Origin of the sequence: Affinundibacterium baiyunense (assembly GCF_018139645.1) — a bacterium.
Lineage (GTDB): Bacteria > Pseudomonadota > Gammaproteobacteria > Burkholderiales > Burkholderiaceae_D > Undibacterium > Undibacterium baiyunense.
This window is the reverse complement of the sequence record NZ_JAGSPM010000001.1, coordinates 610,042-634,909: the sequence shown is the minus strand read 5'-3', so window position 1 is coordinate 634,909 and position 24,868 is coordinate 610,042. Positions and strand designations below refer to the sequence as shown.

Sequence of the window (24,868 nt, the reverse complement as noted above, 5' to 3'; positions counted from 1 at the left end):
TGCTTGCAGTTGCTAGTCAATTCTCCCAATCAATTCTCTCAATCAATTCTCTTAGGCTCCAGTTTGCTGGAAGTGGGTAGTCAGAGTTTTGAATTGTGCTCGGTGTTTGATCGAGTCCAAGTCGTTGCAGGCTATCATCCAAAGATGAAATGAGACGATTGACTAAATTGGCATCTGGCAGCATGGTCCCTAAGAATAGAAGTTTGCTTTCATACTGAATTAGGATTGTTGGGAAGTTCTCAATATCGAGCGCATCGACTAAGTCTGCGTAATCTTCAATATCTATCCACGCAAAGCACTTCTCTGGATGTGCATTCTGTAATAAATCAAATGCTTCGCGATAGGATTTGCAAGTGCCACACCACGCTGCACAAAGACAGGTAATCAACCATGGACTTTCTTTTAGTTTGCTTTGAATTGCGACTAGATCATCGCTGATATAAGTTTGAGTATTCATAGGCTTTATTTTAACCGATCAAAGTTTATGCTTGTATTGGGCGGCTTTAATCTGACGCAAATCCGGTGCTTCTAGCCGAAGTACGCGGTAAAATAGCGGAATGACGATCCTTTTAGCTCTCGAAACTTCAACTGATCTGGCTTCAGTTGCTTTAATTTCTGATCAGCAAATTACGCAACGTAATTTGACTGGTGTCCAAACCCATTCTTTTGGCTTGCTGCCTGCTGTACAAGAATTATTGCAGCAGGCTGGAATTGGTATCAACCAATTGAACGCAATTGCTTTTGGTTGTGGTCCTGGCGCTTTCACGGGGGTACGCACCGCGTGCGGAGTTGTGCAAGGATTGGCCTTTGGCTTACAGCTTCCTGTGTTGCCAGTGGTTAGCCTATTGGCGATGGCTGAGGCTGCAAGAATGCATCATCGCGTAGAGAATGTAGTTTGTTTTTTGGATGCGCGTATGTCCGAAGTTTATTGGGCACATTACCAATGGCATGATGGCGATTGGCGAGAGTTACATGCACCAGATTTAAATGTGTTAGAGCATGTGTTGGTCTATGCGAAAAATCATGCGACTAAGCTTGTGCTTGGGCATGGATTAGATTTGCCGAGTCATGCAAATGAATTGCCACATGTGACAGAAATGCCGCATGCAAAATACATTGCAAGTATTGCTGAGAGACATTTGCAATTAGGTTTGCAAGTCGATGCCTCGCAAGCACAACCACTTTATTTGAGAAATAAAGTGGCGTTAACTACGGCAGAACGTGTTTTGGCGAATGCGATATGAGTGGAAACATTCAGTCAATTGCAGAATTTGCCAAATACCAGTTTTGTGTTCTCGGTTTAGATGATTTGGATGAAGTTTTGGCGATTGAACAGGCAGTCTATACCCATCCATGGACTTATGGGAATTTTGTCGATACTTTGCAAAATGCGCACGAGGCATACGGGATTCGTGATGATCAGGGGGAGTTGGTCGCCTATTTCTTTTTAATGCCAGTGGTCGACGAATTTCATTTGCTGACCTTTGCTGTTCACGCGAAAAAACAAAAATTAGGGTACGCCCATATTTTGTTGAAGAAAATGTTGCAGATTGCGAGCGAGAAGCAGTTTGTTTCCATCATGCTCGAAGTTCGTGTGAGTAATCATCGAGCGATCTCGGTGTATCAGCGATTTGGATTTGAGGAAATCGGGCGTCGTAAGGGATATTACCCTGCACAAGATGGATTAAGAGAGGATGCAATCGTGATGCGTATTGCGGTTCCGACAAATAATAACTCTATTCAGAATGAATCATGATGAATGATCTTCGCAACTACTATCTACAAAATTTAGGTATCGGCGAGATTTGGCAGGAGCGATTCTTAGGCGCAGACACGAGCACCGAAGTGATCGTTGAAACGGTCACGCACACAGCAATTAATGCGGGTGTTCAGATAGCTGATGGCGGGTCTACAATTGCTGAAGAAATTCGTCATGAAAAACCTGATTCTTGGGAAATGCTGCAAGACGGCATTCGACAGTGTGAAGCATGTTCGCAGTGCGGACTGCTAGGAAAAACAACGCAGCTTCCTGCTGGTCGGGACGTTGGGGTTGAAGCGTTCGATGTACTGTTGGTTGCGGAATACGCTGCGCCAGCAGAAATTAATCTCTCTGAGAAATTGTTCCATAATATCGCCAGAGCGCTAAGCGATCAACGCAATATCCGCGTTCGTAGAACTTCAGTGTTGAAGGCAAGAGCTCCGCAAGGGGAATCCTCAAGATCGCAAATATCATCGTCGGATATCGCATCATGCAAGCACTTTTTAGAGCAAGAGATTCGCCTAACGCAAGCGCGCGCATTGTTGCTATTTGGTGAGACTGCTGCTTCAGCTTTACTGGCGCTTGATGATGCTCCTGAATTTGCTGGTTTGCGCAAGATGCAACACAGTTATCAAGATATTCCTGTTATTGTTACTTATAGTTCTGAGGCAATATTATTGAATCCGAAGTTAAAGTCGGAAGTATGGGTAGATCTCTGTAGACTCCGTAAAATTCTTTAAATGCTTGGCAGTGCGTATAGCTTGGTGCATTTTTATTGAAGTGTCACTTTCTAGAGTAGGGGCGAGCGATGAATACTTTTCAAGAACAATTTCATAGAGAATGGTCGCAGTTAAACGATCAACACGTGCGTGCCCTAGCTTGGTTGATTACCTCTCCTGATTTATTGGATAAAGATTCTGCGATCTGGTGGCGACAATTAGGCTCGCTTGATGTACCTGATTACAATCAATTGCGCAATTGGTTATTTCATCTTGACGCGCATCCAAGTCCTCTGCACGAGGCCTTGAAAATCCATCGATTCTTACGGCTTGGACATTACGCAGAAAATTTGCTGACCTATTATTTTAATCATGAAGGACTTTTGTATGCGCATGGTTTACAAGTTCATAACGAGAAAGCTGAAACCATAGGTGAATTCGACTACCTATTGTTTGCACAAGGTGGATTGATACACCTAGAATTAGCGACAAAGTTTTATTTATTTCAGCAGCAACTGTCTAAGTCTTCTCATTTGCGACAAGCGTCGTCAGCGAACTCTCTTCTTCAAGCAAGTCCAAGTGCGCCAAGCGTGTACGATTATTTAGGTCCCAATTTGAATGATAGTTTGGGAGCGAAGATGCAAAAAATCTTGCAACGGCAGCTAACTTTGTCGCAGCATGAGGCTGCCAGAAAACTAGTTCAATCTCGAATTATTGCGGCGCGGGCTTTGGTAAAAGGTTGGCTGTTTTATCGCAGTTCAGAACCTAAACGCGTCGTTTCTGGTGTGGCTGCAAATCACTGTTTAGGGTTTTGGTGGACTTTAGCTGAGTTTGAGCAACTTGCGATTCCCTATGCTTTGAAATTAGAACGCTTGCAATGGTTGGCGCCCGCACAAGTTTCAGCTGATGAGGTGATGGATAAAAGTATGATACTCGATACTTTACAACGTTATTTCCATACCGATTCAACACCAGTATTGGTGGCAATCATGAAAAAGAATGGTGAGTTAATGCAGGAATTTTGTCGCGGCATGGTGGTGCCGAATGATTGGCCTGACAAAGCAGGCCAAATTCAGCGATAAGTCGTTTTTGCCTAGTGTTTTTCTTCGCCGATTAAAGCAATTGAATCAAATATTTTTTGATTCGCCTTATGTTTTAGCATCACCGCATACATGGTGGATGCAACAAATAAACCGAAGATGACGATCACGACATTGGTCGATAAATCTAAAGACACCATAATCGCGTAAATGGAGAGTAAAACGAGAATGGATAAGTTCTCATTAAAGTTTTGCACAGCGATTGAATGACCCGCACTCATTAATACGTGACCACGATGTTGAAGTAACGCATTCATTGGCACTACAAAAAAGCCCGCTAAGCCGCCGATAAAAATGAGCAATGGATAGGCAAGCCACACGTTTTTGACGAAAATCATGGTGGTAACTACCAAGCCCATCAATACGCCTAGTGGCATAACAGATAGCGACTTTTTTAGTGGCACAATGCGTGCTGCAAATAGCGCACCAATTGCGATACCGACCGCAAATACACCTTGTAATTCACTGCCTTTGTTTAGCGGCATATGCAGATTTACTTCTGCCCATTTCAATACTAAATACTGCAACGTCGCTCCTGCGCCCCAAAACAGCGTAGTGACGGCGAGTGAAATTTGCCCGAGCTTATCGCGCCATAGCTTGATTGAGCAGTGAGCGAAGTCTTTTAGCAGGCAAATTGGATTGGATTTTTGTTGTTGATATCTGGCGCCAGTATCGGGAATGTAGCGATTGAAAATCGCTGCGATCACGTAGCAAATCGTGATAGCGCATAGCGCTGATTGGTTGGTTGTGGTAATTCCTACATCAATAATAGGGAAATCAAAGCTTAATAATTTGGCGGAAATTTGTGGGTCAACTAACTTACCGCCTAACACGACCCCAAGAATGATTGAGCTAATTGTTAGGCCCTCAATCCAACCATTTGCCGCAACTAATTTTTCGGCTGGCAGCAGTTCAGTTAGGATGCCGTACTTGGCAGGGGAATAAGCTGCAGCGCCAAAGCCTACGACGCCATAAGCAATCACTGGGTGGACATTAAAGAACATTAAGCCACAGCCAATAATTTTAATTAAGTTGGTAAAAAACATCACTTTACCCTTAGGCCGGGAGTCAGCAAATGCACCAACGAAAGCGGCTAAGAGTACGTAAGACAGTGCAAAACTCCATTTCAGCAGAGGAGTCATCCATGCTGGAGCCTCCATCGTCACTAGTAATGCAATCGCTGCGATCAGCAGAGCGTTATCTGCAAGCGACGAGAAAAACTGCGCCGCCATAATAGTATAAAAACCGCGTTTCATTCGTTCTGTTGACCTTTGCTTTTTTAATTTGCTTTGTCTAGCAGGCATGCTTTATACCATGAAACAAGGCAGGATTTATTGAAAAGCGACAATCAATCGATGTAATAAACCAGCAATACTGAGTAAAATATCAGTATTTTCTTATCCCACCATTGATCAACATTTCGTATCGAAAAATCTGCAATTCAAATGGCTAAACAAAAAACAAATTACACCTGTACAGAATGTGGAGGTGTGCAAAGTAAATGGGCTGGGCAGTGTCCTTCGTGCCAGCAGTGGAATACCTTAGTCGAAACTTTGGTCGAGGATGGCGGCAATCGTTACTCGAATAAATATCAAGGTCTTGCGCAGGCTTCTCCAGTGTTGAATTTGGCTGATATCGAAGCGCAAGACATTCCTCGCTTTGGTACCGATATTGAAGAATTTGACCGAGTCTTGGGCGGTGGCTTGGTGCCAGGCGGCGTGGTACTGATTGGTGGTGACCCCGGTATTGGTAAGTCGACTTTGCTACTGCAAGCCTTATCGAATTTAAGCAAGATCAAGAAAGTGCTTTATGTGAGCGGTGAAGAGTCTGGGGCTCAAATTGCCTTGCGTGCAAAGCGACTTGCTGTGGATGCAAAAAAACTATCTTTGCAGGCTGAGATTCAACTGGAAAAGGTGCTCAACACACTTGCTGAACATAAGCCGCAAGTGGTGGTAATCGATTCAATTCAAACCATGTATTCGGATGCCTTAAGCTCTGCGCCAGGTTCTGTGGCGCAAGTGCGAGAATGTGCAGCACAACTAACTAGGCTCGCAAAGACCATGAACGTCACCATGATTTTGGTGGGACATGTGACGAAGGAGGGGGCATTGGCTGGACCTCGGGTGTTGGAGCATATCGTTGATACAGTGTTGTATTTTGAGGGTGATACGCATTCGAGTTTTCGCCTAGTTCGCGCGATAAAGAATCGTTTTGGCGCGGTGAATGAATTGGGCGTATTTGCAATGACCGAGCGTGGATTAAAAGGTGTTTCGAATCCGTCTGCTTTATTTTTATCGCAGCATGATGCTCAAGTTCCAGGTTCTTGTGTCATGGTCACACAAGAGGGCACGCGTCCGCTGCTTGTTGAGATTCAAGCGCTGGTTGATACCTCGCATGCTCCCAATGCTAAGCGATTATCGGTTGGCCTAGAGCAAAATCGTTTGGCGATGCTGCTGGCGGTATTGCACCGTCACGCTGGTGTCGCCGCGTTTGATCAAGATGTGTTTATTAATGCGGTTGGCGGCGTCAAAATTACCGAGCCGGCAGCAGATTTAGCGGTATTGTTGGCGATTAATTCCTCTATGCGAAATAAGCCATTACCGCGAGGATTAGTGGTGTTTGGTGAGGTTGGTTTAGCAGGTGAAATTCGTCCCGCACCACGTGGGCAAGAGCGATTGCGCGAGGCTGCGAAATTGGGTTTTTCGATTGCGATGATCCCGAAATCAAACGCTCCGAAACAAAAGATCGAAGGCTTACAAATCATTGCGGTCGATCGCATTGATGAGGCCTTGAATAAAATCCGCGATGTCGATGGGCTGGTGGATTGATTCAGTGACTGATGTATTTTTGAGCCAAGAACAGCGCAAATAACGGCGTAAATCTTTGTGTGCATTGATTTACGCCGTTTTAAATAAGTCAGATTTCAGTGCTGTGCTTACCTGCTAATTATTTCTTTGGCGCTTTTAATTTTTGTTTTGGTGAAAGTACGGTTGGCAATGCCTTAGGAAGTGTATTTGGGTAGTCTCTACTAAAGTGTAAACCGCGACTTTCGCGACGTGATAAAGCGCTATTGACGATTAGTGAGGCAACTTCTACTAGATTGCGAAGTTCTAACAAATTATTCGAAATACGGAAATTCGCGTAGTACTCGTCGATTTCCTCTTTGAGCAGCTTGATGCGGTGTTTTGCTCTCTCGAGACGCTTGGTGGTGCGCACGATCCCGACATAATTCCACATGAAACGACGTAATTCATCCCAGTTATTGGCGATGACCACCTCTTCATCTGCATCGGATACGCGACTTTCGTCCCAGGCAGGTAAGTCTGGAATATCAAAATATTCTTGCTCACTGATGTGTTGCGCCGCGGCTTTGCCAACGACTAAACACTCTAACAGCGAATTGCTCGCTAAGCGATTCGCTCCATGTAAGCCAGTGTAAGCGGTCTCACCAACAGCATAAAGGGCAGGAATGTCGGTGCGTCCCAAGGTGTCGGTCACGACGCCGCCGCAGGTAAAGTGAACTGCTGGTACGACAGGGATCGCTTGCTTGGTAATATCGATGCCTAGTTCTAAGCAGCGTGCATAGATCGTTGGGAAATGTTCTCTTAAAAATTCTGATGGCTGATGACTGATGTCGAGCTCAACATAATCGAGCCCGCGTTTTTTCATTTCAAAATCGATCGCTCGTGCAACTACATCCCTTGGTGCAAGCTCTGCGCGTTCATCGTGCGCTAACATAAATCTTGTGCCAGCAGCAGCACCAGCCTCGGGTGGCAATTTCAAAATGCCACCTTCACCACGCACAGCTTCTGTCACCAAAAAGGATTTTGCATAAGGGTGATACAAACAGGTAGGATGAAATTGCATGAACTCCATATTGGAGACGCGACAGCCGGCGCGCCATGCCATTGCAATGCCGTCACCAGTGGCAGTGTCTGGATTGGTCGTATATAAATAAACTTTACCCGCGCCACCCGTTGCCATCACAGTATGTTGTGCAGCGAAAGTGTGGACAGCGCCAGTTTTTACATCTTGCACATATAAACCAAGGCAACGTGGAGTCGCAGATGTATCGCCGATCTTGCTTGAAGTGATGACATCAATTGCATAATGATGTTCAAATAAACTGATGTTCGGGTGGTTTCTAACAAGCTGCTCAAGCGTGACTTGCACCGCGTGTCCAGTTGCGTCAGCTGCGTGAATAATTCTTCTTTGGCTGTGGCCGCCTTCGCGTGTCAGGTGAAAACCGAGTTCTGCATGTTGGTCTTTAGTGAAAGGCACGCCTTGCTCAATCAGCCAGTCGATCGCTGCCCGACCTTGTTCGATAATTGCTCTGGTCGCTGCTTCATCGCATAAGCCTCCACCTGCAATAATCGTATCGGAAATATGTTGCTCATGACTGTCGTGCGAATCTAGTACCGCTGCGATCCCGCCTTGCGCCCAATTGCTTGCGCCATCGAGCAGTGTGCGTTTAGAAATGATGGCGACTTTATGGGTCTTCGCTAGATGTAAGGCAACCGATAATCCTGCTAAACCACTTCCAACAATGGCGACATCAAATTTCATCATGAGAATAAACCGTATAAATTAAAACGAAAATTAAAACGAAAAAGGGCTTAACTATATGCGATTTTTTGTTGTCCATGTGCATGCCTCGGATGACTGAGTTAGATATTCAGTGACTTTGATTAATTTTATGTTCGTATAAAGAGTCGGTGTGGCTTCGTTTTTTTGTGTATGAATTGGATGCTAAGATCATGTTGAACTTTTATTTCAAGCGCTTTTCTAATGTTTGCTGATCACTGTTTGCAGGTTTTTTCTGTTTTTTTTAAATGGAATTCAAAAAAGCTAGCAAACTGCTTGACACAATGCGGATCGAATTGATCTAATACCGGATGCAAAATTTCCGCTAACCCGCATGCTGATTGCGGGTTGAATTAAAAAGTCGAAATATCATCGTAGTCTTAATTTTTTGTGAGGGGACCGTAAGTGAATAAAACTGAATTGATCGACCATATCGCTAAATCTGCTGATTTGTCTAAAGCAGCATCTGCTCGTGCATTGGACGCAATGATTGCTGCAGTTAAAACAACATTGAAGAAAAACGGCACCGTGACCTTGGTTGGCTTTGGTACTTTTTCTGTAGGCAAGCGTGCTGCGCGTACAGGTCGTAACCCACGTACTGGTGAAGCGATCAAAATCAAATCTGCTAAGGTTCCTAAATTTAAGCCTGGCAAAGCTTTGAAAGATGCGGTAAACTAATGTTCTTCGTGATTTGCCTCGGCAGGTCACAAATTGTTTTAATGTCGGGCGCTTAGCTCAGTTGGTAGAGCGGAGCCCTTACAAGGCTTAGGTCGGGAGTTCGAGCCTCTCAGCGCCCACCAGACATAAAACAGCAAGAATTTGGAGTGGTAGTTCAGTTGGTTAGAATACCGGCCTGTCACGCCGGGGGTCGCGGGTTCGAGCCCCGTCCGCTCCGCCAACATCTAAAAGGCGAACATCTGTTCGCCTTTTTTTATATTTATTTTTTGTCGTAAATTTTCGAATTGATTGGTCAATCATGTTTGAGTATATCCGTACCCATAAACGCATCATGCAAGGCGTGCTGTTGGTGATTATTTTCCCTTCATTTGCCTTCTTTGGTATTGAAAGTTTCACGCAACGCGATGTGAGAACCAATGTCGCGACGGTCGCTGGTCAAGCTATTAGTCAACAAGAATTTGATCAGGCTTTGAGTAATCAACTCGATCGTTTGAAACAAGCGTATGGGCCTGAGTTCGATGCTCAGATGTTGAACACGCCAGAAGCGCGCCAAAATGTGTTGGATGATTTGATCGCTCGAAAAGCACTGACTGCAGAAGCGGTAAAGAGTAAATTGACCGTATCTGATCAAGTATTGCAACAAACTATTTTGGAAACGCCAGGATTAAAAAAAGAGGATAACTCTTTTGACGGAGAACGCTATAAAAGTTTGTTAGCGATGCAAGGCATGACACCTGTGATGTACGAGGCAAGCTTGCGTCAAGATATGACTATGCAGCAGTTAATTGGTGCGGTTCAAAATACGGCAATTAGTTCTAAAACAATTGCGAATCGCATTGCGCTAATCTCTGAGCAAGAGCGCGAAGTTCAAGCGCTTAACTTTAATGCGAAAGATTTCGCTGCTTCAATCAAGATTACTGATGAGATGTTGCGTGCTTATTACGACAAGAACGCAAAACAATTTGAAATTCCGGAGTTGGTCAATGCTGAATATGTCGTGCTCAGCAACGATGTGTTAGCAGAGCAGATTGTGGTTGCTGATGCTGAGGTCAAAGCACACTACGATCAAAACATGAAAAATTACTCAACCGATGAATTGCGTCGTGCGAGTCACATTTTGCTTAATTTGAAAAAAGATGCTTCTGCGGACGAAGCAAAAAATGTGAAAGCGAAGGCAGAAGCTTTGTTGGCACAGGTGCGTAAAGATCCGTCACAATTTGCAAAGTTAGCGAAAGAAAACTCACAAGATCCGGGCTCTGCTGAGCGTGGTGGTGATCTAGATTTCTTCGCGCGCGGTGCGATGGTTAAAGCGTTTGATGAAACCGCATTCAAACTGAAAGAGGGTGAAATTAGTGGATTGGTGCAAACTGATTTCGGTATTCATATCATTCAATTGACGGCGATTAAGCCAGCCGCTGTGAAGCCTTTGGATGAAGTAAAGGCGCAGTTGATTAGCGATATTAAGAAGCAGAAAGCAACGAAAGCCTATGCTGAGGCAGCTGAGACTTTTACAAATACCGTATATGAGCAAGCGGATAGTTTGCAAGCGGTCGCTGACAAATTGAAGTTGAAAATCGAGAAGGTTTCAAACTTAAATCGTCAGCCTATTCCAGGAATGCCAGCAACCATGGTAGCGAATAATCCGAAATTCTTGAGCGCGATTTTTTCTGATGACGCGTTAAAGAAAAAGAACAATATTGAGGCGATTGAAATCGCACCAAATACGCTTGTATCTGGCCGCGTTGTTGAATACAAGCCAGCCTCAAAGCGCCCATTCGACGAAGTTAAAACACTGATTCAGGCCAAAGTGTTGGAAGTTGAGGCTTTGGCATTGGCGAAGAAAAACGGTGAGGCAAAATTAGCTGCATTGAAATCGGTAGATAGTACCAATGATTTCTCTGAAGTGAAGATAGTGTCTCGCTTGAAGAAGGCTGATTTAAGCAATGATGCCTTATTGGCGATCATGAAAGCCGACGTCACAAAATTGCCAACATTTGTTGGTGTCGATGTGCCTGGTGTTGGCTATAGTGTGTATCGTATTGCCAAAGTAGCTGCCGGCACGCCAGATCCTGCTCGTCGTGCAAGTGAAGCGCAACAGCTAGAGAATGCAGCGGCACAACAAGACATTTACAGCTTTGTGGAAGCTTTAAAGAAGAAAGCAAAAGTTGAAATTAACAAGACGGCATTGAACGCGAAATCGACTACTAGTGCACCTTGATTTCTCGTTGATTGGTTTGAAAAAAAGCAGCCTTAGGGCTGCTTTTTTTATGTTTAATCGAATAATTCTCTTCATCTACTTTTGGTTGCAATATCACAAGATATTGTCATTTGATTGATCCTTGCAGTGGTGTATTAAATTGATCTCGGAAGTGGAAATTTGCGAAGAATTTGTGGTGTTTTGGTAGTTATCTTCGGCAAATATTCAAAACAATGAAAAGTTGCTTTGCAATACAGGTTATATTTGATTTGTATCAATGTAGCTCTGAGGAACGATTGTTATCCTGCAACTGTATTTTTTTAACCGAGTGAGATCATGACAATAAACAATGAAAACACCTACAACTATAGAGTTGTTCGCCAATTTTCTGTCATGGCAGTAGTTTGGGGCGTAGTCGGTATGCTGGTTGGCGTATTGATTGCAACTCAACTTGCCTGGCCAGAATTTTTATCCGGTATTTCTTGGTTGAGCTATGGGCGATTGCGTCCATTGCATACCAATGCGGTGATTTTTGCCTTTGGTGGCTGCGCCTTATTTGCGACCTCGTTTTACGTTGTTCAACGTACTACGAATGCGCGTTTATTCGGTGGACCACTGATCGAGTTCGTGTTCTGGGGCTGGCAATTGGTGATTGTTGCCGCTGCAGTTAGTCTGCCACTGGGTTTTACTCAAGGTAAAGAGTATGCCGAATTGGAATGGCCTATCGATATTTTGATCGCGGTAGTTTGGGTATCTTACGCGATCGTCTTCTTTGGTACGATCGTTAAGCGTAAAGTAGAGCATATCTATGTCGCGAACTGGTTTTTCGGTGCCTTCATTGTTGCGGTAGCGGTTCTGCATATCGTCAATAGTGCAGCGATGCCAGTGTCGTTCATGAAATCTTATTCCGCTTATTCTGGTGTGCAAGACGCCATGGTGCAATGGTGGTACGGCCATAACGCGGTTGGTTTCTTTTTGACAGCTGGTTTCTTGGGCATGATGTACTACTTTGTTCCAAAACAAATTGGTCGTCCGGTTTACTCTTATCGTTTGTCCATCGTTCACTTCTGGGCATTGATTTTTACATATATGTGGGCGGGTCCGCATCATTTGCATTACACCGCTTTGCCTGATTGGGCGCAGTCGATTGGTATGCTGTTCTCCTTGATTTTGCTGGCACCATCATGGGGCGGTATGGTCAACGGTATCATGACTTTGTCTGGTGCTTGGAGTAAGTTGCGTTCAGATCCTATCTTGCGTTTCTTAATTGTTTCTTTGTCCTTCTACGGTATGTCTACTTTCGAAGGTCCAATGATGGCGATCAAGACGGTCAATGCACTTTCACATTACACTGATTGGACTGTTGGTCACGTCCATTCCGGTGCCTTGGGTTGGGTCGGCTTTATCTCTATCGGTAGTTTGTATTACCTTGTTCCACGTCTGTTTGGTCAAACAGAAATGTATAGCAAGCGTTTGATTGAAATGCACTTCTGGATTGCGACGATTGGTATCGTTTTGTATATCGCGGCGATGTGGATTGCAGGTGTTATGCAAGGTTTAATGTGGCGCGCAGTGAATGAAGACGGTACTTTGACTTACTCATTTGTTGAGTCTGTGAAAGCGACTTATCCATACTATGTGATTCGTCTAGCTGGTGGCGTCTTGTATCTGAGCGGTATGCTGTTGATGGTATACAACGTTGCAAAAACGATGATGCTCGCAAAACCTGTGAACAATGCGATTCCTGCATTGCCAGCACATTCGGCTCACGCCTAATCTCGAGTAATCATCAGGAGAATCTCAATGCGTAAATTTACTCATGATTTGATCGAGCGCAATATCGGTCTTATGTTAGTGCTGGTCATCTTGACGATCAGTGTTGGTGGTTTGGTTGAAATCGTGCCACTGTTTTTTCAGAAAACGACGACACAAGCAGTGCAGGGCATGAAGCCTTACAGCGCTTTAGAATTGGCTGGGCGTGATGTGTATCTGCGTGAGGGCTGCTACGGCTGTCACTCACAAATGATCCGTCCGTTCCGTGCTGAAACTGAACGCTATGGTCACTATTCTGTTGCAGGTGAGTCTGTTTATGATCACCCATTCCAATGGGGTAGTAAGCGTACAGGCCCAGATTTGGCACGTGTCGGTGGACGTTACAGTGACACATGGCATAAAGATCACTTAACTGATCCACGTTCCGTAGTGCCAGAGTCCAACATGCCGGCTTATCCTTGGCTGTTGAAGGCAACGGTTGATGGTGCAGGAATGGCACCAAGAATGCGTGCGATGAAGACTTTGGGCGTGCCATATACCGATGAGCAAATTGCAAAAGCTGCTGAGGAAGTCTCTGGTAAAACAGAAATGGAAGCCTTGATTGCGTATTTGCAGGTATTGGGTACTGCAATCAAAAACAAGAACTAGGGTGTCGGAAATCTTTCAGGAGAATTGAAGATGAACTTTACAATTTTAAGTAGCGTGATGACAGTGGTTAGTCTGATTGCTTTTATTGGCATCCTGTACTGGGCATTTAGTTCTAAGAACAAAGCCCGTTTTGAAGAATTGGCAAAATTGCCACTTGATAATGAGAATGGAAAATAGCCATGGCAGATTTTTTTAGCGAATGGTGGAGTACCGCGATTGCGGTATTAACAGGCATCAGTATTCTGGCGTGTGGATTGTTGTTGTGGTCTCAATCCAAAGTCAAAGTGAAGATTGGTGCAGACGGCAAGCCGCTGCCAGCAGAAACTACTGGGCATGTTTGGGATGAGTCATTGATGGAGCAAAATAATCCATTGCCTAAATGGTGGATGTGGTTGTTTTACTTGACGATTATTTACAGTGTTGGGTATTTGATTGTGTATCCAGGTATGGGCTCTTATCAGGGCACATTTGGCTGGAGTCAAGAAGGTGCTTATGCGAAAGAAATGAAGGATGGTGAGAAGCAATACGGTCCCTTATTTAATAAGTATCTCAATACCGATGTAAAGTTGGTCGCCAAAGATCCGCAAGCAATTGAAATTGGTCAGCGTTTGTTTTTGAACAGTTGCGCACAATGTCATGGTTCAGACGCGCAAGGTGGCAAGGGCTATCCAAATTTGACTGATAGCGATTGGTTATATGGTGGCACGCCTGAAGTGATTAAAACTACTTTGATGGAAGGTCGTCATGGTCAAATGCCTCCTATGGGTGCTGCGATCGGTTCTGATGATGACGTAAAAAATGTCGCCAACTATGTCATGAGTTTGTCAGGTGCTGCCCATGATCCAATTAAAGCAGCAATTGGTAAATCAAAGTTTGGTGTTTGTGCTGCTTGTCACGGCGCTGATGGCAAAGGCAATCAAGCTTTGGGTGCACCTAACTTGACCGATAAGGTTTGGTTATATGGTGGTGGTATTGAAAACATCATGGAAACCATCAATAAAGGTCGTGCGAATCAAATGCCAGCGCATAAAGCAATTTTGACAGATGCTAAAATCCATTTGTTGACTGCATACGTATGGGGCTTATCAAATACAGGCGCGGTGACGGATGCAGAAGCGAGTGCATTGAAGCAAATTAGTGATGCAGCACAAACCGTCAGTACGGATGCTAGTTCTGCAAGTAAGTAAGGCAGTAATTAGTACCGTAATTAGTACAGTACTTAATACTGTATTACGTTTGTAAGAAGTAAATCGATGTAAAGTGGTGTGCGTGTCTGCAATTTGGATTCGCACACCTTAAGGCATTAAGCCTGTAAGATCTGTTTGGCCGCTGTCAGACAGCAAAATTGAATTCGTACTAAAAATGAAAAAAATACCCATTATCCCAGTGCCTAGTGACGAAGCAGAACTGGCTTTGTTTGAAGAGCGAAAGAAGATCTATGCGCGTTCTCAAAAAGGGTGGTTTCAATCATGGCGTTGGGTGTTGGTATTTTTTACCCAGATTTTGTTTTATGGATCGGCTTGGCTTACTTGGAATGATAGACAAGCGGTCCTGTTCGATTTGGTCAATCGTAAATTCTATATTTTTGGCCTTGTATTATGGCCGCAAGATTTTATTTATCTCGCCGTTCTGCTGGTCATTTCAGCACTTTCGCTATTTCTATTTACGGCGATAGCGGGTCGCTTGTTCTGCGGTTATGCCTGTCCTCAAACTGTGTACACCGAGATTTTCATGTGGGTGGAAGCAAAAATTGAAGGGGATCGTAGTGCGCGGATGAAGCTAGATCAAGCGCCAATGTCATTCAAAAAATTCCGACTCAAATCGACTAAGCATACGATTTGGTTATTAATTGCGCTATGGACTGGTTTTACTTTTGTTGGTTATTTCACACCAATTCAAACATTGGCAGCAGAAGTTGTTAGCTTCAATTTGGGACCATGGGAGACCTTCTGGTTCTTGTTCTATGCATTTGCTACCTATGGTAACGCTGGATTCATGCGTGAGCAGGTGTGTAAATACATGTGCCCGTATGCGCGATTCCAAAGTGCGATGTTTGATAAAGATACACTCATTGTTACCTATGATACCGATCGTGGCGAACCACGTGGATCACGAAATAAGAAAGTTGATTTCAAAGAGCAAGGTTTAGGCTCATGTGTGGATTGTGGAATTTGTGTACAGGTCTGCCCGACCGGTATAGATATCCGTCATGGTTTGCAGTACGAGTGTATTGCCTGCGGTGCATGTATTGATGGTTGCGACCAAGTCATGGATAAAATGGGCTACGAGCGTGGTTTGATTCGCTACACCACGGAACACGCTCTAGTCGAAAAAATGACAAAAGAGGCGATGTGGAAGCGAGTATTCCGTTTGCGCACATTGATCTATGGTGCGATACTTGGTTTAATTATTTTAGTTGCCTCAGTATCACTCGCCTATCGCGTACCGTTGAAAGTGGATATCTTGCGAGATCGAGCAATGCCAAAAATTACGGAAGTTGGCGCTATCGAAAATGTCTATCGTCTGCAAATTATGAATACACAAGAATCAGCAAGAACTTTCCGTATCAGTGTGAAGGGCATTCCAGGCGCAACTATCGTTGGCGAAGATCGCGTTGCGATTAAGTCGGCTACTAGTCAAGCTTTCCCTGTTCGCGTGAGTGTGCCAGCTGGTGTGGTGCCGACTGGCTCAAATCGAATTCGATTTGTTATTGCTGATACCGAGCAAGAGAATATTTCAGTGGTTGAAAAAGCAGTATTTTTAGTTCCTAGATAATGTTGAGTCAATTTTCTGATGTGATTTAGGACGTAAGGAAAGAAGATGAATTCAGGCATATTAACGCAACCAATAAAAAAAGATGTTTGGTATAAAGAACCTTGGCTATTATTGGTAGTTGGTGGTCCTTTGTTAGTAGTGTTTGCCAGCGTAGTTACGGGCTTTATTGCTTTCCGCGGTGCAGATCAAGTCGTTGCAAAAGACTACTATCGACAAGGTTTGATGATTAATACCAATTTGCAGCGTGATGCGAAAGCGCGCGAGTTAGCGTTGGCGGCGAATTTACAATTTGATTTGGCTAGTAAGAAGATCGTAATGCAATTGAATTCCAAGCAAGCTTTACCTGACCTGGTGCAGGTTAGTTTGGCGAGTTCTGGTGCAGCTGCTGGATCAGTAGAGGAAGTCATTCGTCGCCTTCCGCTTAAGCGTGTTTCTGCAGATAAATTTGAGGCTGATTTTGCGCAAGATAAGAAATTTGAGACAGCTGTTAATTCTGGCGTGTTACAAGTACTGCACGTGAAGTTGGAAACAAATGAATGGCGTTTAACCGGTGACTGGGTTGAGCCACTACAAAGAAATTTGCGGTTGTCACCGATGCCTTAAATGTTATATTGTTGTGAAATCGTCGTCGGCTGTTTCTCGAATAAATAATTTGTATTTGGTAGAGGAGTTGAGTTTGGAATCGAGCAATGCACAACATGAGAAGACCTCATTCAAATCGACTTTGATGGTCGTTTTATGGCCTGCTTTTTTAATGGCTTGCGTCGCAACTGGCGTGTTTTTTAGTTTGGTCGATCCTATGGAGTTGATTGTGTTAGATGAGCGCCTGCAAGTGCATATGCTCGGCGCGTACACTATCGGCTTTCTGATTTTCTGGGTTCTTGGTACTTTCTCTAGTTGGTTGACCGCCTTACTTTTACAAAAAGCTTCATAGAATACAATGTCAATCTCAACACTATCCGCAAGTTCAAATGCTAATTTGCCCAAGGTCAATGATCACTTAGAAATTTCTGAAGACTTGATTCGACGTTTCGATTCTTTGGGGCCGCGATACACCTCGTATCCGACAGCAGATCGTTTTCATACTGATTTCACTGAAGCTTCGTATATTCAGTATCTCCAGCAAAGAAATCAGTCAAATAATAAGCCACCGTTATCTTTGTATATTCACATTCCTTTTTGTGCCTCACTTTGCTACTACTGCGCTTGCAATAAGGTGATTACTAAGGATAGAAGTAAGTCTGCCATTTATTTAAATTACCTCGCGCAAGAGCTTAAGTTGGTGAAGCAATACTTAACCGAACGCGAAGTGGTTTCACAGCTTCATCTTGGTGGCGGCACGCCAACATTTTTGAGTGACGAAGAAATGCGCGGTTTGATGGCAATGCTGCGCGAGCATTTTGATTTCGCGGAGGATGCTGAAATTTCGATCGAAATCGATCCGCGCACAGTAACAACGCAGACGTTACAATTATTAGCGGAGCTTGGATTTAATCGTACCAGCTTGGGTGTACAAGACTTTGACGAACAAGTACAAGTAGCGGTACATCGGATTCAACCTTATTCGATGGTAGAGCAAAGTATTAATCAAAGTCGCGCGGTTGGATTTCAGTCGATTAATTTTGATTTGATTTATGGACTGCCAAAGCAAAGTTTGGAAAGCTTTGGGCGTACCTTAGATCAAGTCATCGCCTTATCTCCTGCGCGCATTGCTCTGTACAATTACGCCCATTTACCGACACGTTTCAAACCGCAGCGTCGCATTAACGAAGCAGATTTGCCATCTGCTGAACAACGTTTGCAAATCTTTTTAATGTCTTTGCGTCGTTTACTCGCAGAGGGATATGTCTACATAGGCTTAGATCATTTTGCAAAACCGGATGATAGTTTGGCTTTGGCGGTCAAAGATAAATCTTTACATCGCAATTTCCAAGGCTATACCACGCGTGCAGACTGTGATTTGGTTGCATTGGGCTTGTCTTCTATCGGCAAGATCGGCGCATCTTACGTACAAAATTTACGTACCTTGGATGAATACTATGCCGCGCTTGATGCTGGGCATTTGCCAGTAGAGAAGGGCTTTCATCTGAGTCACGATGATTTATTGCGTCGCGAAATTATCATGGATTTGATGTGTTGTACGACCTTAAATATCGCTGATATCGAAGCAAAATATCAGATTTCTTTTGCTGAATATTTTCACGACGAATTAGAACGTGCGCGCTTTTATGCTGACGAGGGCTTGCTTGATCTGAATGACGCGAGCGTGAGTGTGACATCAAAAGGGCGTATGTTCGTGCGTGCTTTTAGTATGATTTTCGATCATTATTTGTCACGTCAAAGCGGTGCGAAGTATTCTAAATTAATCTAGTTTCTCAAAGTTATGCTCACCTTGCCGCTCATCTTGGCAGCGATTTCAGCTGGTCTAATTGGCGGCTTTCACTGTGTTGGAATGTGTGGCGGCATCGCGAGCATTTTGAGCAGGCTTCCTAGCTTTCGATCTGCAGCATCGACTACATCTAGTGCTTCAACTCCCATCTTGAATGTCGTTGACAGTTCGTCTGTTTCTACGCCTCGCCGTGTGATCCCAATTGCTCCTGCAGGCGATATTCTTGTTCAGTCGAATTCAGCAAACCTTTCTACGCTTAGCTACCAAATTCAATTGCACACCGGACGATTAGCGACCTATGCGTTGATCGGCGCTGTTTTTGGCGGCATAGGCGCGGCTAGTTTACGTTGGAAGCTTGATTTTCCTGTAACCAGTATTTTCTTCGTTGTTGGTAATATTGCCTTAGTCATATTAGGTCTTCGTTTGCTAGGTGTACGCCTACACTTACTCATTCCTAATATTCTGAATGAAAAAATTCAAGGCGTTTATGCACGTGTTATGCCTAATTTGCAAAAGGCAAGTGCACATCCTTTGTTTCTTGGAATGGCATGGGGAAGTCTGCCTTGTGGATTGTCGTACGCAATTGCACCGTTCGCTTTATTGTCTGGTGCGGCCTGGTCTGGCGCGATATTGATGTTGTTATTTGGCCTGGCTGCTTTGCCGCACCTTTTGATTGCACAAGCAATGTCAAAGACATTGAAACAGCATGGTTTGATGCTTGCCGTGCAATATTTATTTGCCGCAATTTTGATAGGTTTTGGTCTATTCGGTCTTCTTTATTTTGATATGAAGAATATGCCTGAATTTTTGTGCATTACGCCTGTCTGAGAGGCTGCAACATTCAAGTTACTTACGAATATCAAGCAAGCTTGAAAGCACTTCATCAGCCGCTTTTACCACTTTGGCCGATAGTTCAAATCCGGCCTTGTATTGCAAACTATTGGTAATCTCGGTTGCTAGATCAGTACCACTAGGACGATCTAGATTCTCTTGTGCAGCTAACTCTTGGCTTTCTTTACTGATATTGACTCGCACGCCGCTAGTCGGTGCTTCTTGAAAGCTCGCTACCTGTGGCTGGTAAGCTTTCGTGAGTGCATTGGCAACATTATTGGCGCTGCTATCCAAGGCGCCTTGATATGCCTTCATGCCAGATAAGCCAGTGTTGAGCGCTGAGATTGCCATGGCGAGAACTCCTGTAAATTCTGTTTATGTATTCTGTCAGGATAATCGTATTTCTAATTTGTTGCCAATAGATTTTAACTTTGTTCCTTAGGCTTCAATTAGCTAAATTAAGTTAAATTGGTTTGGTTGAGCTTTGTTCAGTTCAGCATGATTTAGCCCTTGAATAAATAAACCGTCATCCCCGCGTTATTAATTTTGCTCCAAATGGGCTGATGTTTTTGCAGGATTATAAATTGGCGTATCCAAGGGGATATGAATTTCTATTCGAGTTCCTTTTCCGACTTCACTATGTACTTTGAAATTGCCTTGCATTGCTTTAATGCGTTCACGCATACCCACCAGACCAAATGATCGTGTTTTGTTCATTGCGCCTTCTTCGATGCCGCGACCATCATCTTGAATCACAAATTGGAGAGCATCATCTGTTCGTTCGAATTGAATATCGACGTGATTTGCTTTTGCGTGTCGAGCAACGTTGGTTAAGGATTCTTGGATAATCCTATAAATTGCTGTACTCCGTTCATCATCGAGTATGAGTTGTTCTTCGTTTGCGATTAAATCGCAATGAACGCCGTGACGCTGAGAGAATTCTTTCTGCAAGGTCTGCAGTGCAAAAAATAGACCGCCTTCATCAAGTGCTCTTGGCCGTAGATCGGTTGCAATACGACGTAAAGTCGTAATTGATGTCAGCAATAATTGATCCATACTCGATACCGTTAGACGTGACTTATCGGTCATGTTTTGGTCACGTTGAAGTAAGGATAAATCCATGCGAAGGGCTGCAAGTAATTGTCCCAAATCGTCATGCAATTCACGTGCTATGTGTTTACGTTCTTCTTCACGAATACTTTGCAGTGCGGAAGAAAGCTGGGTTAACTCGGAATGATATTGCGCCATCTTTTCTTTCGCGGCTTTGCGTTCACTAATGTTGCGAAAAATCACGGTGTAAAAACGTTTTTCATTTTCAACTAAACTAGAGATAGATGCTTCGATAGGAAATTCTGTTCCGTCTGCATGTAATCCAGTAACGTAATAATCATCAAAATTTCCACCCATTTTGCGACGTGTGGTGCCACGCTCACCAAATTGATGAACGTGTGCGCTATGCACGTTTCTGTGACGCATAGGGATAACTATATCGATTGAGGTGCCAATTAAAGCCTCGACCGTGTATCCAAAGATTTGTGCCGCGGCAGGATTCACTAATATGATTTTGTGTTGATCGTTGATTGTCAGTATGCCGTCCATGGCAGTTTCAATCACACCGGTCAATCTTTGCTTGTGAATTAGCAATTCGTCCGCCGTTTGCTGTAAATCTTTAGTGGTTTGAATCAAACTAGAGTAAGGGGCGTGAATATTGATGCTGACCATGCCGCGATAAATAGCCAGCGCAGCGATGACTTGGAATGCATGCCCGATTACCACGAAAATTTCGTCAGGATAACTGTACAAAGAAAAATAGGTCTCTGAGATCGCCATCATCGCAGCGGCAAAGAACAACATACTCCGTTTTATTTTGAGATGCCCCTCACTATCAATGCGATCTGAGTGAACTATTTGTCGATAAAATAAACCAGCGGTAAGTGAGTTGAGCGCAACCAAGACCATCTCGCAATGAATTTTAAACGATGTTTGCCCCGAGCCTTTTTGGTAGGTCGTTGGAAATATTTCAGGGTAAGTGAAAATAATAAACGTGGCGATGATGGTGAGCACCAAGCCTAAATACACACTAATCTTCGAGATGGATTCTGAAATATCGATATCACGAGTTTGCAGAACCAAACCTAATAAAGTAAGGCTGATTAAATAGCGCGAGAGCAGCCAAAAACTCAATGATTTATGCATGTCGATTGCTGCGGGAAAGCCAGGCATACCTTGAAATGAAATCGCATGAAAGAAACCAAAAATCGACGCGCTTAAGAAAGTTACAGCCAGTATTAAACTACTGCGCTTGCGTAGATTGCCAAACGCATTCCAGCAGACCATGAAGACCGAGGTAAAAATAATGATGGTTGCTGTTTCGAGACCGGTGTGGATGGTCAATGCACTTGGAGTTTTAAATTGTGAGAAAAACTCTCGTTGCGACCAGAGATAGCAGGATAAAAGAAATAAGACAATACTAATCCAAGTAATGCGTTTGAGTTCGATGCTGGTAGCGTTTGTCATGATTTGAGCGAGAGTGGAAAAGCGGCGTACTTATTGTTGGGTGATAGTTGACGATTGTTGAAATACATTGGCAAATTCGGTCTTTGATTCAGCGCATTTTCGATGATGTCTGCATCCTGCATCAGGACAATCTGCGTTTGCAAAACTTAGCGCAATTAGTCATTGCTAGGTGTCTGGATAATACGGCTTTTCCAGTTTGCATAGCGTATCTGGCACACTTGGCGAGATAAAAATGCAACTGCCTGACAGCGCATTATATTTGTTGTCAGGCAGTTATTCTCAGTCATGACTGAGCAAAGATTAATGCGACATCAAAACAGGAATCGTCATCTTTTCTAGAATAGTTCTGGTTGTCCCACCCATAATCATCTCGCGGAAACGAGAATGACCGTAACCACCCATCACTAACAAGTCCGCACTCCATTCTTTGCAGGCGGCGAGAATACTGGAGCCAGTATCTTGGCTGCTAAATCTTGTAGAAATTTCGACGTTGACGCCATGTCGAGCCAAGAACAACGCAATGTCGGCGCCAGGCTCTTCACCGTGTGCTTCGCTTTGCTTCTCTGGGTTAATGATTAAAACCTGTACTACCTTACTGGTTTTGAGTAAGGGCAGAGCATCTGTTAAAGCGCGTGCCGCTTCACGACTGCCATCCCAAGCGATTAAACAACGCTCAGCAACTGTATTGATTTCAGTGCTATAAGGCGTAATGAGAACAGGACGGCCAGAATTGACAATCATAAACTCAGGAAAATCCGACAACACTGACGGAGATGGTTCGTTTCGGTTCGTTTGTCCGATCACAATTAAATCAGCGTAGCGCGCACGTAATCCCAAGCCACCATTCGCTTCATCATTGGCGATGAGACATTCGCTAGTTGATGCACCCAGGTCGAGACTTGCTTGCTTGAATGCGGTTATTGCGCGCTCTGCGCGTTCGCGTAAACCAGTCAGATGCAGCATCATATTTGGATCGCCAACACCAAGATCGGTGCTTTCGAAGATATAACGTGAGATTCCTGTGAGTGCTACGCCGGTCACATGGGCATCGAATTTTGCTGCGATTTGATGGGCTAATTGTGTGCGTTTGAGCGCATTTTTTGATTCATCTACATGTACCAAGATGGTTTTATATGACATGGCATACCTCACATGAAGAGTTTGTGTAGCGGTTTTTTTTAATGGATTTTTTTAGATACTGAATGCATTTAAGGCGTTTGCACTAGTTGACTTAGACTAGTACAGACGCCTTTATTTTAACCTAGATTTAAGCTAGAAATTTGATGCCTTAGCTTAATTCATCGCCGCTGCTAGTTCACCATTCCATTGTGGAAGCAAATTTTTGTTGACGAGTGCGCTGACTTTTTCTGCGACTTTGATTCGCGCTTTTGCTGGTGGGAGACGGCGTAAGGTTTTAAGTGCCACAGGATCAAGTAAATTAATTTCGCGCTGTTCTACTGAGATCATGCCCAACTCATTTAGAGCGGACAATGTGCGACTAACAGTTTCTAATGTTAAACCTAAGTAGCTACCAATTTCTTGACGCGTCATGCGCAAGTTAAAGCTGCGGCCAGAGTAGCCCATTTGATTGAATCGTTCACCTAAATTGGTAAGGAAACGTGCCACTTTTGCTTCTGCGCTCAGTGCGCTCAGCATGCTGATCATCATTTGTTCGCGAACGATTTCTCTACTCATGACACTAAACATCGCTTGTTCTAGTTCGACGTGAGTGCGACCCAGTGAAGTAAATGCTTTGTAGGGCAAAAGAATGATATCGCAGTCACTTAGTGCAATTGCCTCTGAAGCGTAATGTTGTTTGTGAATTCCATCAATACCCAGCAAATCGCCTTTCATTGGAAAGCTCAAGACTTGTTCATTGCCATACTCATCAATATGCACGGTTTTCAAAAAACCTGAATTCACGATATACAAAGTGTCGAATGCTTGGCCGATGCGATGAATGCGTTGACCTGCCTTAAAACGAACGTGTTGAAACAGCGTGTCTTCATCATCAACGGTGACTGGCGCTGGGATTGAAAGTAATTCACAAACTTGGCGCAAATTCGACCAAAGGCTACCGTGCTGACGCCATGCATTATCTGACAAGTTAGATACATCAGTAAAACGGCTTGCTTGTGAAATTGTAGAAAAGTTAGACATGATTTACTCTCTATAAAGTGGATTTTTAAATTCTGAATGATGACTTGTCAGCTAGCTTTAATGCGCGGAACCAGTTGCTTGCCAGCGATGTAAGATGCTGGGAATTTGCTCGAAATCAGTTGATTTATCGAGAAAGCTATCAGCGCCGGCGCGCAACGCTTGCATGCGATTCGCCTCGCTTGAATGATTGGTTAATACAACAACGCGAATTTCCGGATGTGTCAGTTTTATTTTTTTTAGTAGGACTAAACCGTTACCGTCACTGAGTTGTATATCAAGAATCATGGCATCTGCATGTGCTTGTAAGATTTTGTCGTAAGCACTGCCAATGTCGGGCGAAATGCCAACGATGCTGACATCTTGCAATTCTTCGATAAACCGTACCAAACGGTTTTGAATCAGAAGTGAATCTTCGACAATAAACAAGTTCATAGCGCGGGTGTTTTGTAGTTTGCTAGTTGACTAGCGTTATCGGCATGGGAGCATTATGGGCAAACATGCGTTTGATTTAAATCAGTGTTCGCTGATTTAAAGTGTGGGAGTTTTCCAGCGATTTGTAGGAATATTCCTAGTGGGGGTGGCGTTGAATGCTGTAATTGCTTAGGCCTGGATGGGGAAGAGTTACGGCTGGCATGCTATCAACTGTGATTTATTTTGTTGATCGAATTAGGGGAGGGGCGCGCTTGATGTAAGTTTGTTTGCTAATAACTAAAAGAATCAATTAATGCGAACTAAATT

Annotated in this window: 24 protein-coding genes and 2 tRNA genes; 18 read left to right on the top strand and 8 right to left on the bottom strand. The window is 43.9% G+C overall.

Translation table 11 applies throughout. The features are described 5' to 3' along the window. Positions 1-16 precede the first annotated feature (16 nt). Complete coding sequence (locus KDM92_RS02805; RefSeq protein ID WP_212682886.1) at positions 17-457, bottom strand: thioredoxin family protein; 441 nt, start codon at positions 455-457, stop codon at positions 17-19. Positions 458-557: 100 nt separating this feature from the next. Here KDM92_RS02805 and tsaB point away from each other — a divergent pair, with 100 nt between their 5' ends. From tsaB to KDM92_RS02785, 4 genes are all read left to right on the top strand, one after another. Beyond that, the gene (gene tsaB / locus KDM92_RS02800) at positions 558-1,244 is read left to right on the top strand and encodes a tRNA (adenosine(37)-N6)-threonylcarbamoyltransferase complex dimerization subunit type 1 TsaB (RefSeq protein ID WP_212682885.1); all 687 of its coding nucleotides are present in this window, start codon (positions 558-560) and stop codon (positions 1,242-1,244) included. Then, complete coding sequence (gene rimI, locus KDM92_RS02795) at positions 1,241-1,756, top strand: ribosomal protein S18-alanine N-acetyltransferase (protein WP_212682884.1); 516 nt, start codon at positions 1,241-1,243, stop codon at positions 1,754-1,756. Before tsaB ends, rimI begins: the two co-directional genes overlap by 4 nt. Next, the gene (locus tag KDM92_RS02790; RefSeq protein ID WP_212682883.1) at positions 1,756-2,499 is read left to right on the top strand and encodes a uracil-DNA glycosylase family protein; all 744 of its coding nucleotides are present in this window, start codon (positions 1,756-1,758) and stop codon (positions 2,497-2,499) included. The genes rimI and KDM92_RS02790 overlap by 1 nt, the downstream gene beginning before the upstream one ends. A 68-nt stretch (positions 2,500-2,567) precedes the next feature. Continuing rightward, a complete protein-coding gene (locus KDM92_RS02785) occupies positions 2,568-3,560 on the top strand; it encodes a DUF1853 family protein (protein WP_212682882.1) in 993 nt (330 codons plus the stop codon). Between the two features lie 11 nt (positions 3,561-3,571). Here the strand turns inward: KDM92_RS02785 and lplT are convergent, their stop codons facing one another. Next, positions 3,572-4,834, bottom strand: a complete 1,263-nt coding sequence (gene lplT / locus KDM92_RS02780; protein WP_212682881.1) for a lysophospholipid transporter LplT — start codon at positions 4,832-4,834, stop codon at positions 3,572-3,574. Positions 4,835-5,023: 189 nt separating this feature from the next. Here lplT and radA point away from each other — a divergent pair, with 189 nt between their 5' ends. Continuing rightward, positions 5,024-6,406 (top strand): DNA repair protein RadA, encoded by a 1,383-nt coding sequence (radA, locus tag KDM92_RS02775; protein ID WP_212682880.1) that lies wholly within the window; start codon positions 5,024-5,026, stop codon positions 6,404-6,406. A 118-nt stretch (positions 6,407-6,524) separates the two neighbouring features. On the opposite strand, the gene nadB is transcribed toward radA, so the two are convergent. Next, positions 6,525-8,144: an L-aspartate oxidase gene (gene nadB, locus KDM92_RS02770; protein WP_212682999.1), complete on the bottom strand. Its 1,620-nt coding sequence runs from the start codon at positions 8,142-8,144 to the stop codon at positions 6,525-6,527. A gap of 423 nt (positions 8,145-8,567) precedes the next feature. Between nadB and KDM92_RS02765 the strand changes: the two genes are divergently transcribed. The 13 genes from KDM92_RS02765 to KDM92_RS02705 all read left to right on the top strand — a co-directional run bounded on the left by KDM92_RS02765 (position 8,568) and on the right by KDM92_RS02705 (position 19,450). Further along, complete coding sequence (locus KDM92_RS02765; RefSeq protein ID WP_186889306.1) at positions 8,568-8,840, top strand: HU family DNA-binding protein; 273 nt, start codon at positions 8,568-8,570, stop codon at positions 8,838-8,840. 46 nt (positions 8,841-8,886) lie between these two features. Continuing rightward, positions 8,887-8,962: transfer RNA gene (locus KDM92_RS02760), tRNA-Val, on the top strand. 21 nt (positions 8,963-8,983) lie between these two features. After that, positions 8,984-9,060: transfer RNA gene (locus KDM92_RS02755), tRNA-Asp, on the top strand. Between the two features lie 78 nt (positions 9,061-9,138). Further along, the gene (locus tag KDM92_RS02750; RefSeq protein ID WP_212682879.1) at positions 9,139-11,058 is read left to right on the top strand and encodes a SurA N-terminal domain-containing protein; all 1,920 of its coding nucleotides are present in this window, start codon (positions 9,139-9,141) and stop codon (positions 11,056-11,058) included. A gap of 315 nt (positions 11,059-11,373) precedes the next feature. After that, complete coding sequence (gene ccoN, locus KDM92_RS02745) at positions 11,374-12,813, top strand: cytochrome-c oxidase, cbb3-type subunit I (protein ID WP_212682878.1); 1,440 nt, start codon at positions 11,374-11,376, stop codon at positions 12,811-12,813. Between the two features lie 27 nt (positions 12,814-12,840). Continuing rightward, the gene (gene ccoO, locus KDM92_RS02740; RefSeq protein ID WP_189344422.1) at positions 12,841-13,458 is read left to right on the top strand and encodes a cytochrome-c oxidase, cbb3-type subunit II; all 618 of its coding nucleotides are present in this window, start codon (positions 12,841-12,843) and stop codon (positions 13,456-13,458) included. Between the two features lie 30 nt (positions 13,459-13,488). After that, positions 13,489-13,635, top strand: coding sequence for a cbb3-type cytochrome oxidase subunit 3 (locus KDM92_RS02735; protein ID WP_189344421.1), 147 nt, complete (start codon positions 13,489-13,491; stop codon positions 13,633-13,635). A 2-nt stretch (positions 13,636-13,637) separates the two neighbouring features. Next, a complete protein-coding gene (ccoP, locus tag KDM92_RS02730) occupies positions 13,638-14,645 on the top strand; it encodes a cytochrome-c oxidase, cbb3-type subunit III (RefSeq protein ID WP_212682877.1) in 1,008 nt (335 codons plus the stop codon). Between the two features lie 175 nt (positions 14,646-14,820). Continuing rightward, the gene (gene ccoG, locus KDM92_RS02725) at positions 14,821-16,233 is read left to right on the top strand and encodes a cytochrome c oxidase accessory protein CcoG (RefSeq protein WP_212682876.1); all 1,413 of its coding nucleotides are present in this window, start codon (positions 14,821-14,823) and stop codon (positions 16,231-16,233) included. 45 nt (positions 16,234-16,278) lie between these two features. Further along, entirely contained in the window at positions 16,279-16,836 is a 558-nt protein-coding gene (locus KDM92_RS02720; protein WP_212682875.1) for a FixH family protein, read from the top strand. 73 nt (positions 16,837-16,909) lie between these two features. Continuing rightward, complete coding sequence (locus KDM92_RS02715; RefSeq protein WP_212682874.1) at positions 16,910-17,167, top strand: hypothetical protein; 258 nt, start codon at positions 16,910-16,912, stop codon at positions 17,165-17,167. A gap of 6 nt (positions 17,168-17,173) precedes the next feature. Then, on the top strand, positions 17,174-18,604 hold the full coding sequence (hemN, locus tag KDM92_RS02710; RefSeq protein WP_212682873.1) for an oxygen-independent coproporphyrinogen III oxidase: 1,431 nt from the start codon (positions 17,174-17,176) through the stop codon (positions 18,602-18,604). Positions 18,605-18,616: 12 nt separating this feature from the next. After that, positions 18,617-19,450: a sulfite exporter TauE/SafE family protein gene (locus KDM92_RS02705; protein WP_212682998.1), complete on the top strand. Its 834-nt coding sequence runs from the start codon at positions 18,617-18,619 to the stop codon at positions 19,448-19,450. Between the two features lie 18 nt (positions 19,451-19,468). On the opposite strand, the gene KDM92_RS02700 is transcribed toward KDM92_RS02705, so the two are convergent. The 5 genes from KDM92_RS02700 to KDM92_RS02680 form a co-directional block, all read right to left on the bottom strand. Next, entirely contained in the window at positions 19,469-19,804 is a 336-nt protein-coding gene (locus KDM92_RS02700) for a flagellar basal body rod C-terminal domain-containing protein (RefSeq protein ID WP_212682872.1), read from the bottom strand. 189 nt (positions 19,805-19,993) lie between these two features. Beyond that, positions 19,994-21,970: an MASE3 domain-containing protein gene (locus tag KDM92_RS02695; protein WP_212682871.1), complete on the bottom strand. Its 1,977-nt coding sequence runs from the start codon at positions 21,968-21,970 to the stop codon at positions 19,994-19,996. Between the two features lie 300 nt (positions 21,971-22,270). Continuing rightward, positions 22,271-23,110 (bottom strand): universal stress protein, encoded by an 840-nt coding sequence (locus KDM92_RS02690; protein WP_212682870.1) that lies wholly within the window; start codon positions 23,108-23,110, stop codon positions 22,271-22,273. 153 nt (positions 23,111-23,263) lie between these two features. After that, positions 23,264-24,130 (bottom strand): Crp/Fnr family transcriptional regulator, encoded by an 867-nt coding sequence (locus tag KDM92_RS02685; RefSeq protein WP_212682869.1) that lies wholly within the window; start codon positions 24,128-24,130, stop codon positions 23,264-23,266. A 57-nt stretch (positions 24,131-24,187) separates the two neighbouring features. Then, the gene (locus KDM92_RS02680) at positions 24,188-24,562 is read right to left on the bottom strand and encodes a response regulator (RefSeq protein ID WP_189344411.1); all 375 of its coding nucleotides are present in this window, start codon (positions 24,560-24,562) and stop codon (positions 24,188-24,190) included. Positions 24,563-24,868: the final 306 nt, after the last annotated feature.